The organism is uncultured Thermomonas sp. (genome assembly GCF_937872235.1).
GTDB lineage: Bacteria > Pseudomonadota > Gammaproteobacteria > Xanthomonadales > Xanthomonadaceae > Thermomonas > Thermomonas beijingensis.
Genome location: NZ_CALMPC010000137.1, coordinates 1 through 1,885 on the forward strand (window position 1 = coordinate 1; position 1,885 = coordinate 1,885).

2 protein-coding genes and 2 pseudogenes are annotated in these 1,885 nt (G+C 63.8%); all 4 read right to left on the reverse strand.

Going from position 1 to position 1,885, the window contains the following annotated elements:
- Nucleotides 1–590 (reverse strand): annotated as a pseudogene (locus tag QWB57_RS11855) (Vi polysaccharide biosynthesis UDP-N-acetylglucosamine C-6 dehydrogenase TviB); the annotation flags it as partial.
- A 95-nt stretch (nucleotides 591–685) separates the two neighbouring features.
- Nucleotides 686–1,234 (reverse strand): transcriptional activator RfaH, encoded by a 549-nt coding sequence (locus QWB57_RS11860; RefSeq protein ID WP_223627207.1) that lies wholly within the window; start codon nucleotides 1,232–1,234, stop codon nucleotides 686–688.
- Complete coding sequence (locus QWB57_RS11865) at nucleotides 1,231–1,611, reverse strand: MarR family EPS-associated transcriptional regulator (RefSeq protein WP_288969690.1); 381 nt, start codon at nucleotides 1,609–1,611, stop codon at nucleotides 1,231–1,233. The genes QWB57_RS11860 and QWB57_RS11865 overlap by 4 nt, the downstream gene beginning before the upstream one ends.
- 91 nt (nucleotides 1,612–1,702) lie before the next feature.
- Nucleotides 1,703–1,885 (reverse strand): annotated as a pseudogene (locus QWB57_RS11870) (NADH:ubiquinone oxidoreductase subunit N); the annotation flags it as partial.

Here is a 1,885-nt window from a genome sequence, read left to right on the forward strand (position 1 = left end):
TTGTGGGTGCCGGCGGTGATGATGCTGGCGTAGAGGGCATCGACAAAGTCGGCGGTTGCCGGGGTGGAGCCGGAGGTGACCTTGAGGATATTGGTGACGCGGTGGGCCTTGTCGCCGGGGTTGATGCGTTCGGGGCTGTAGCCGACGCAGAAATCGACATTGAAGCGCAGGCCGGAGACGCGCTCCAGGATGGGCACGCAGACTTCCTCGGTGCAGCCGGGATACACGGTGGATTCGTAGATCACGGTGTCGCCGCGCTTGAGGATGCTGCCGATGGCTTCGGAGGCCTTGACCAGCGGGGTCAGGTCGGGACGCTTGGCGGCATCGATCGGGGTGGGCACGGTGACGATATAGACAGTGCACTGGGCAATGTCGGCCAGTTGATGGGTGAAATCGAGCTGCGTGGCCTGGGCCAGCAAGTCGGGCTCCACTTCCAGCGTGCTGTCGTGGCCGCGCCGCAGTTCTTCGACACGGGCGGCACGAATATCGAAGCCCACGGTGGGATAGCGTTTGCCAAATTCCACCGCCAGCGGCAGGCCAACGTAGCCAAGGCCGATCAGGGCGATGCGGGTGTTGGAAAGTGTCATCATCGAAAGGTTGATCCCGTGTTTGGCACGCTACCGCCCTACGGTTGCATCGGCGTGTCCGTCGGGCCGTGGGGCATGGATTGTGCGAAGCCGGCCGTTTATGACAGCTGGGCAGGCCCTGCTTTTTGCAAACTTTCCTGCGCCAGCAGCACGCGTTGCGCGCCGCCCAGCAGTTGCAGCAATACCTCGGCGCGCTGGTCGCCACGCATCTGCCAATACACGCCGCGCAGACCCGCCAATGCACCGGCAATGACGGTCACCGCATCACCCGGTTGCGGGTGGGCGTCGGCTTGCACGATGACACCTTGCGCATCGGTATCGCGGTGCAGGCCGTCGATCAAGCTTTGCGGCACGATGCCGGGCAGATTGGCAAACCGCACCAGGCCCAGTGCGCCACGCGTGGAACGCACTGCCGCCAGGCTTTGCTGTTCCGGGTTGGCGCGCAAAAACAAGTACCGCGGAAACAGCGGCTCCACCACGCGCTGGCGGCGGCCGCCACGCAGCACGCTGTGCTGGATGCGCGGCAGCAGGCATTCAAACGCCTGCCGCTGCAAATGCTCCAACGCCTGTGCTTCCGCACGCGGCTTGGTATGCACGCAATACCAATGGGCGGTTTGATTGCGTTGCACGGCGACCGGCGCGGTCATTCGGCGCTGCCCCCGTGGCTGGCACTGCCCTGCCCGGTTGCGGCTTCGGCTTCGGTTTCGATTTCGGCTTGCAGACGCTGGATTTCCAGATGCAGGTTGTCGTATTCGCGCAATTTGCGCGCCAGGAACGCACGGGTGAGCCGCGCCTTGGCGTCCAATCCATGCGGTGTCAGCAGATAGGCGTACCCCAGCTTGTTGGGGTTGCGGCCAAAATTGCCGACCTTGACCCAACCCTTGTCGATCAAGGCGCGCAGGGCATAGTTGAGGCTGCCCAACGACACCCCGGCGCGGCGCGCCAAATCACGCTGGCTGGCCTGCGGCGTGTCGGCAAGCTGGCGCAGGATGGCGATGTCGAGTTCATCGGCAGGCGACGACATGCGAGCAGGTGTTCATCCAATGAACGGCAGCCGTCACCTTAGCCGCCGTCCATGCAAAGTGCAACCGCTGAAGCTGCCCGCCAGGCTTGAATCAACCGGTGAACGCGGCCTGGCACCACGCCATCAGCGGGCTCCAGAACATCCCCAGCACCAACAGCCCCAGTGCATTGACAGCAAACACGAGGCGCAGCAGGCGGTCATCACGCGGCAGCACGGGCTCACCGACGGGTTCATCGAAATACATCACCTTGATCACGCGCAGGTAGTAGAACGC

Bases quoted from the DNA above. Each gene is read 5' to 3' on its own strand.
- QWB57_RS11860 (WP_223627207.1), bottom strand. From the start codon at position 1,234: ATGACCGCGCCGGTCGCCGTGCAACGCAATCAAACCGCCCATTGGTAT.
- QWB57_RS11865 (WP_288969690.1), bottom strand. From the start codon at position 1,611: ATGTCGTCGCCTGCCGATGAACTCGACATCGCCATCCTGCGCCAGCTT.